Below are 7,427 nucleotides of genomic sequence, written 5' to 3' on the forward strand. Positions count from 1 at the left end.
CGTGGGGGTCACGGCACCTGCGGGGGTCACTGCCCCCTGAGCAGGTCCTCGAACGACGTCGTCGGGTCGGCGAACGGGTCGGCCGGCCGGCTGGTCACCGGCTGCCCGGCGACCAGTCCGGCCAGCTCGCCGGCGGCCCGCTCGATGCGGGCCGCCAGCGTCTGGTCCACCCCGCCGCCGGCCCAGTCGTCGGCGGCGGCGAACACCGCGGTCGGCACGGTGACCGCCCGCAGGTAGGACAGCAGCGGGCGCACCGCGTGCTCGAGCACCAGCGAGTGCCGCGGGCTGCCCGCCGTGGCCCCGGCCAGCACCGGCTTGCCGGTCAGCGCGTCGTTGTCCAGCACGTCGAAGAACGTCTTGAACAGGCCGCTGTAGCTGGCGGAGAAGACCGGCGTGACCGCGATCAGCGCGTCGGCACCCACCACGGTGTCGATCGCCGTCCGCAGCGCGGCGTTGGGGAAGCCGGTGATCAGGGCGTCGGCGAGGTCGTGGGCGTGCGCGCGCAGCTCCACGACCTCGACCGTCGCGTCCTCGCCGCGGGTCTGCAGCGCGGCCACGGTCGCCGTCGTCAGCCGGTCGGCGAGCAGCCGGGTGGACGACGGGACGCTCAGGCCGGCGCTCAGCGCGGCCAGGGTGCGGGTGGTCATGCCTGCGCCCCCTCCACGGTCCGGCCGGTGACGTCGTCCAGCGCGTGCACGGTGGCGTCGTGCGCGCCACCGGCGGCGGCCACCATCGACGCGTGCGTCGGGGCGTCGGGCACGTGCGCGGGCTTGAGCGCGGCGAACTCCCGGCGCAGCACCGGCACGACCTCCTCGCCCAGGAGGTCCAGTTGCTCGAGCACGGTCTTCAGCGGCAGCCCGGCGTGGTCGATGAGGAACAGCTGGCGCTGGTAGTCACCGACGTAGTCGCGGAACCCGAGCGTGCGCTCGATGACCTGCTCGGGGGAGCCGACGGTCAGCGGCGTCTGGGCCGAGAAGTCCTCCAGCGAGGGCCCGTGGCCGTAGACCGGGGCGTTGTCGAAGTAGGGCCGGAACTCCCGGACGGCGTCCTGGCTGTTCCTCCGGATGAACACCTGACCGCCCAGGCCGACGATCGCCTGGTCGGGGTCGCCGTGGCCGTAGTGGGCGTACCGGCGGCGGTAGTACTCGACCATCCGCTGGGTGTGCTCCGCGGGCCAGAAGATGTGGTTGTGGAAGAAGCCGTCACCGTAGAAGGCGGCCTGCTCGGCGATCTGCGGGCTGCGGATGGAGCCGTGCCAGACGAACGGCGGGACGCCGTCGAGCGGGCGCGGGGTGGAGGTGAAGCCCTGCAGCGGGGTGCGGTACTGCCCCGACCAGTCGACGACGTCCTCGCGCCACAGCCGGCGCAGCAGCTGGTAGTTCTCCACCGCCAGCGGGATGCCGTCGCGGATGTCCTTGCCGAACCAGGGGTAGACCGGGCCGGTGTTGCCGCGGCCCAGGGTCAGGTCGACGCGGCCGTCGGAGACGTGCTGCAGCATCGCGTAGTCCTCGGCGATCTTCACCGGGTCGTTGGTGGTGATCAGCGTCGTGGCCGTCGACAGCTGCAGCGTGGAGGTCCTCGCGGCGATGTAGCCCAGCGCCGTGGTGGGGGAGGAGGGCACGAACGGCGGGTTGTGGTGCTCGCCCATGGCGAACACGTCGAGCCCGACCTCCTCGGCCTTGAGCGCGATGGCGATCATCGCCTTGATGCGCTCGGCCTCGGTGGGTGCCCGGCCGGTGGTCGGGTCGGGCGTGACGTCGCCGACAGTGAAGACCCCGAACTGCATGGCGTGCTCCTCGTGCTGGTGGTTGAGAGTGCAACTACTGGCCGGTGGAACCCTGCCACACCGCCCCGCATTCCCCGTCTCAGGCGGGCAGGTCCGCCAGCTCGCGCCGGATCATCACCAGCGACTCCGCCGGGTCCAGTGCCATCTGGCTGATCAGGTCGAACGCCTGGGTGTAGCGGTGCACCTCGGCCTCGGCGTCGAGGAAGAAGATCCGCGTCTTGTTCTCCAGGTAGACGACGTCGGCCGTGGCGGTGGCCAGTGAGTCGAGGACCGAGAACGACCCGGCGGTCACCGGGGGGAGCCCGGCGGAGAACGGCAGCACCTGCACCCGCACGCCGGGCCGCGCGGCGACCTCGGCCAGCCGCTCCAACTGCCCGCGCCGGACGGCGGCGTCGCGGGCCGGGTCGCCGGGCACGACGCACCGGCGCAGCACCGACTCGTCCAGGACGGCGGACAGCTGGAGCGCACCCCCGTGGCGGTCGCCGTCGAGCACGTCCTGCCGCCGCCGGCACACCTGCACACGGCGCTCGACCTCGGTCGGGGACGGCCGCGCCCAGGTGGAGAGGATCACCTCGCGGGCGAAGCCCGGGGTCTGCAGCAGCGCGTGCGGGACGAGTGCGCCGTAGCAGCGCAGCGCCCGCGACCCGGACTCCATCCGGATCAGGTTCGCGTAGCCCGGCGACAGGGTCTCGGCGTAGGCGTCCCACCAGCCGCGCGGCCGGGCCGAGGGGGCCAGCCGGCGCAGCAGGCCGGCCTGCTGGTCGGGCACGGCGTACAGCTGCACGAGGCGCTCGAGGTCGTCGCCGGAGACGCCGCTGCGCCCGGTCTCGATCCGGGACACCTTCGACGGCGACCAGCCCAGCGCGGCGGCGACGTCCTTGCCGTGCAGCTGGGCCGCGGTGCGCAGCAGCCGCAGCTCGGCTGCCAGCCGGCGCTCGCGCACCGAAGGCGTCTCGTGGACCGACATGCGGCGCAGCTTGACCGTGTGCGTGCAATCTTGCAAGTCACCTTCCGTTCGGGGGAGCGCGGTGCGACCTTTCCGGCAGCGGACGATCCCTCCACCCGCACCGACCTGAGGACGGACAGCGATGACCGGAACCCGCACCCGCACCGACACCTACGACCTCGCCCAGCTGGCCGGCGGACCGGCCCGGGTGGCGGACACCGCGGTGGTCGCCCTGCTCGCCCGCGGCCGGCTGCGCGCCGACGGCGGGGGGATGCTCCACGCCGTGGGCGCCGCGCCGGTGCACCCCGTGGAGGCCGCTGTGTTCGACCTGGTCGGCCCGCGCCCGCAGCGGTCGGCGCTCACCCTGCGCGCCCGGGTCCAGGACGACCCGCGGGTCGTCGCCGTCGCCGACCGGCTGCAGGCCGAGGGGCTGCTGCGGCCGGCCCGGTGGTCCCGGCTGTCGGGTCCGCGGCCGGCCCTGGTGCCGACCCGGGACGGGCGCCGGGTGCTGGTCGAGGCCCGGCAGCAGGGGACGGCCGGGCAGCAGGGAGGGGTCGGTCAGGAGCTGGCGGTCGCCCTCGACGGCGTCGGGGCGATGGCCGACCAGGAGCTCCGCCGGCTGGTCTTCGGTGCCGCCGGGGACCCGGCCCGGTCCGGCGGGGGACGACCGCGGCGCACCGGTGCCCCGTGGTCGACGGGGTCGCCGGGCAGCATCCTCGCCTGGGGCGGGGACGGCGGTGCCGCCAGTTGGGGCGGTGGCGGCTGGGGCGGGGACGGCGGCGGCTGCGGCGGTGGGGACGGTGGCGGCGGCGGGGGCTGCTGACCCGCCGTCCCGGGTCCCGGTCCTCCCGCGGCGGGGTGACCGGGACGCCGGGCCCGCCCACGGGCACCGGTGCCGCCGGGGCACCGCCACCTTGGGGGGAGTTCGGCCCGGGGTGCTGGAGAGCACCCGGCTCCGAGCCGAGGTCATGGTCAGGACGCACGGCTGCGCCCTGACCAGCGAGAGGGGGCACCACGTGGCAGCGCCGACGCGACCTGCCGCCGGACCGCCCCGAGGTGGGGCTCTGCGCGGTCGCCGAGGATCCCGAGCAGACCGAGGAGCCCACCCGCCTGGGCGGGTGGGCTCCAGCTGCTCCGCCGCCCCTCCCGCACGCCCGACCGGGCCCCACCGACCGCGCCCCACCGACCTGGAGCCCTCGTGACCTCCCTCGCCACCCCTGCACCCGCCCTGGCCCTCGCGCCGCTGGGCGACCTTGAGCGCGTGCTGGCCAGCATCGACACGATGGCCGCCCGGCGCCCGGTCGCCGCCCAGATCGTCGCCACCGCCAGCGGCGACGACGCCAGCGCCGAGGGGCTCGCCCGCATCCTGGCCGGTGACGTCGCGCTCGCCGGCCGGGTGATGAAGCTGGCCAACTCCGCCTTCTACGGCATGCGCGGCCGGGTGACCTCGCTGCAGTTCGCCGTCACCGTGATCGGCTTCGCCACGGTGCGCACCATGGCCACCGTGGCGCTGACCGACGTCGACGACGGGTCGCGGCTGCCCGAGGACTTCTGGGAGACCTCGACCAGCCTGGCGCTGGCCGCCTCGACCCTGGCGCCGCGGTTCGCCGAGCGCCCGCAGGACGCACTGTGCCTGGGCCTGCTGGCGCAGATGGGCGTCGCGCTGCTGCACCACCACGACCCGGTCGGCCACGCCGAGCTGACGGCCGGCGCCCGGTCCTTCGAGGCACGGCAGGCGGCGGAGGTGCAGCGCTACGGCATCTCGGCGCTGCGGCTGACCTCGGTCGCGCTGGAGCAGTGGGGCTTCCCGGCCGGGATGCTCGTGCCGCTGGAGCAGGCCGGGGACCTGGGCTCGTTCTCCGGGGCGCTGCTGCGCTCGGCCATCGAGGTCGCCGCCCGGATCGTGGACGCCGGCCACGAGGAGCTGCCGATCGAGCGGGTCAGCTGTGGCCAGCTGCGCGAGCGCGACGTCGCACCGGTGCTGTCCCAGGTGCGCACCGACGCCGCGGAGCTGCGGCAGGCGCTGCTGGCCTGACCGTCGGCGCCGCTCCGACCGTGCGGCGGGCGTCGCCGTCCGCGGTGAGTGACCGGTCTCCTCCGGTTTGTGCGGGCCACCGCGGAGGCACCCATCACTGGTGACTCGTTGTCTGGTGACAGGTTCCTCCGGCTACATCGGGTCCCGGCTGGTCGTGCAGCTCGAGCGCGCCGGTCACCAGGTGGTCGCGACCGCGCGCGAGGTGGCCAAGCTCGACGACTTCGACTGGCCCGACACGGTGACCGAGGTGTCGCTGGACGTCTCAGAGGCCGACTCCTGCCGGCAGGCGTTCGCCGCGGCCGGCGCCGTGGAGGTCGCCTACTTCCTCGTGCACTCCATCGGCGAGGGCGACTTCGCCACCCAGGACCTCGACAGCGCGCGGGCCTTCGCCGCGGCCGCCCGGGAGGCCGGGGTGTCCCGGATCGTCTACCTGGGCGGCTTCGTCCCCCAGGAGGAGCAGCTCTCCGAGCACCTGGAGAGCCGCGCCGACGTCGGTGACGCCCTCGGTGAGGCCGCCGTCGAGCTCGTGTGGCTGCGCGCGGCGATCGTCCTGGGCGGCGGGTCGACGTCCTACGAACTGGTGCGCCACATCGCCGACCGGGTGCCGGTGGTCCCGCTTCCGACCTGGATGCAGCACCCGGTGTCGCCCATCGCCGTGACCGACGTCCTGCACTACCTGGTCGCCGCGGCCGACCGCGACCGCCTGCCCGCCGGCGCCTACGACGTGTCCAACGGCGAGCGGCCCACCTACGCCGAGCTGATCCGGGCCTACGCCGCCGAGGCCGGGCTCCGCCGCCTGTGGCTGCCCTTCCCGCCCGTACCGCCCCGGCTGGTCGCCACGATCGCGTCGTGGCTGACCCCGCTCCCGCGCGAGCTCACCGCCGACCTGGTGATGAGCCTGCCCAACAGCATGGGCTCCCAGGACGACCGCATCCGCGGCATCGTGCCCGACCCCGTGGGTGGCCTGGTCAGCTCCCGGGACGCGCTGCGCCGGGCCCACCAGGGCAGCCGGACCTCCGGGGTCGGCAGCAGCGGGGACGCCCTGCACCGGGTGCGCACGGACCCCGCCTGGTCGGCCTGAGCCGGGGCTGACGGCAGGCCGCCGTACGCCGGTCCGTCCGCGCGTCCGGCGGTCAGCGGCTGGTGTCGGGGTCCAGGGCCAGCTCGTCGGCGGTCACGTGGTGGTCGAGCACCCGGGCGGCGAGGTCGTCGAGGGTCGAGTCGTCGGCGAAGGCGCGGGCCCGCAGCAGGGCCAGTGCCTGGGGGACCCCGACTCCGAGGGCGGCGTGCACCATGCCGACGGCCTGCCAGACCGAGGATCGGCGTCCGGCGGCGGGGGCGTCCAGCCACGCCGGGCCGTCGTCCCGGTACCGCATCAGCTGGTCCTGGATCTGCAGGCAGGTCGAGACCTCGCTGCTGATGGTCAGGGCGTCGGACAGGCTCAGCGCGGTGACCGCGCGCGGGGGAGCGAGGTAGAGGTCGAGCGCGCCGATGCCACGCGAGGAGTCACGCAGGGGCAGGGAGATGACGGCCCGGATCGGCGTCCGGGTCACCAGCGCGTCGTGGTAGCCCGGCCAGCGCGAGCGGATGGCCGCCTCGTCGGCCACCACCGGTGACTGCTCGGCATGGGCGCTCAGGCACGGGCCCTCGCCCACCGTTGACTGGAGCCGCTCGGCCTCGACAGCGTCGGGGTCGCTGGCCCCCAGCGGCGTCCGGCGGCCGGCGACCAGGAGGCTGATGCCCGCGCCGTCCACCGGCAGCACCTCCACGCACGCCCGGGCGAGGGCCTCGGGCAGCAGCTCGGGGCGCGGCAGGGCGCCGGACGCCGCGGCGAGGGCGGCGTGGAAGTCGTCTAGGAGCACCGTCATGCCGGGGGGGGGGTGGCCGGCGGCCCTCAGCCACCGGGCTGGGTGGGCGGTGACGGTCGTGGGCGTGCCTGCCACGCCGACGGCATGGGTCGTGTCCGATCCGGTCATGGACAACCGGTGCCCAGCGGTCGTCCCGCTGACACGCCGGGGCTCCTCGTCGAACGGTGCCCCGACCACCTCCGGTGCGGGTCAGGTGCCCGGCTCGGGCTCACCCACCTGCGGGTCGGCGCCGACCGTGGGCAGGTACCCGGGTGCCTCGCGGGCCGCCGCCTGCTCCTCGAAGTCCGCGGCGATGTCCAGCAGCGCCGCGTCGGCCCAGCGGCCGCCGAAGAACGAGACGCCGACCGGCAGCGTCTCCCGCGGGCCGGAGAAGCCGGCGGGCACCGACACGTTCGGGTATCCGGCGACCGCGGCCGGGCCGGAGGTGCTGTAGACGAACACGTCGGCCTGGCCGTCGAGGTACTCGTAGCGGGTCTGCCAGGCCGGGGTGTTGCTCAGCCCGACGACCGCGGCCAGGTCGTCCTCGGGGCCGGCGCCCTGGGCGAGCACCTCGTCGATGGAGGCGCGGGCGAGCTGCCGGATCCGGTCGCGGGTCTCCCGCACCGCCGGGTCGTCGGCGGGCACGGTGGCCGCCTGCGCCTGCTCGAAGAGCTCCTGGCCGAAGTAGGCCAGCTCGACCGGGTCCTGGGCGTTGAACTCGATCAGCCCGGCGAGGTCGGCGGGGTGGTCGCCGGGGGTGGCGGCCAGGTAGGCGTTGAGGTCGCGCTTGAACTCCGCGAGCAGGGCCGGGGT

General features: G+C 75.2%; 7 protein-coding genes and 1 pseudogene. 3 read left to right on the forward strand and 5 right to left on the reverse strand.

Annotated features, from left to right (window positions below; translation table 11 throughout):
• Positions 1 to 26: 26 nt before the first annotated feature.
• The 3 genes from GCU67_RS02660 to GCU67_RS02670 all read right to left on the reverse strand — a co-directional run bounded on the left by GCU67_RS02660 (position 27) and on the right by GCU67_RS02670 (position 2,753).
• Positions 27 to 647, reverse strand: coding sequence for an FMN reductase (locus GCU67_RS02660; RefSeq protein ID WP_163609546.1), 621 nt, complete (start codon positions 645 to 647; stop codon positions 27 to 29).
• Positions 644 to 1,786 (reverse strand): LLM class flavin-dependent oxidoreductase, encoded by a 1,143-nt coding sequence (locus GCU67_RS02665; RefSeq protein ID WP_163609547.1) that lies wholly within the window; start codon positions 1,784 to 1,786, stop codon positions 644 to 646. The genes GCU67_RS02660 and GCU67_RS02665 overlap by 4 nt, the downstream gene beginning before the upstream one ends.
• Positions 1,787 to 1,865: 79 nt before the next feature.
• On the reverse strand, positions 1,866 to 2,753 hold the full coding sequence (locus GCU67_RS02670) for a helix-turn-helix domain-containing protein (protein WP_163609548.1): 888 nt from the start codon (positions 2,751 to 2,753) through the stop codon (positions 1,866 to 1,868).
• A 121-nt stretch (positions 2,754 to 2,874) separates the two neighbouring features.
• On the opposite strand from GCU67_RS02670, the gene GCU67_RS02675 reads away from it, so the two are divergent.
• From GCU67_RS02675 to GCU67_RS02685, 3 genes are all read left to right on the forward strand, one after another.
• Entirely contained in the window at positions 2,875 to 3,555 is a 681-nt protein-coding gene (locus GCU67_RS02675; protein WP_163609549.1) for a TIGR04222 domain-containing membrane protein, read from the forward strand.
• Between the two features lie 375 nt (positions 3,556 to 3,930).
• Complete coding sequence (locus tag GCU67_RS02680; RefSeq protein WP_338104719.1) at positions 3,931 to 4,767, forward strand: HDOD domain-containing protein; 837 nt, start codon at positions 3,931 to 3,933, stop codon at positions 4,765 to 4,767.
• Between the two features lie 115 nt (positions 4,768 to 4,882).
• Positions 4,883 to 5,848 carry an NAD(P)H-binding protein gene (locus GCU67_RS02685; RefSeq protein WP_163609550.1) on the forward strand — a complete coding sequence of 322 codons (966 nt, stop codon included), beginning with the start codon at positions 4,883 to 4,885 and terminating at the stop codon, positions 5,846 to 5,848.
• Between the two features lie 52 nt (positions 5,849 to 5,900).
• Here the strand turns inward: GCU67_RS02685 and GCU67_RS02690 are convergent, their stop codons facing one another.
• A complete protein-coding gene (locus GCU67_RS02690; RefSeq protein ID WP_211660660.1) occupies positions 5,901 to 6,635 on the reverse strand; it encodes a GAF and ANTAR domain-containing protein in 735 nt (244 codons plus the stop codon).
• Positions 6,636 to 6,824: 189 nt separating this feature from the next.
• Positions 6,825 to 7,427 (reverse strand): annotated as a pseudogene (locus tag GCU67_RS02695) (amidase); the annotation flags it as partial.

This window comes from Modestobacter muralis (assembly GCF_010682105.1).
Lineage (GTDB): Bacteria > Actinomycetota > Actinomycetes > Mycobacteriales > Geodermatophilaceae > Modestobacter > Modestobacter muralis.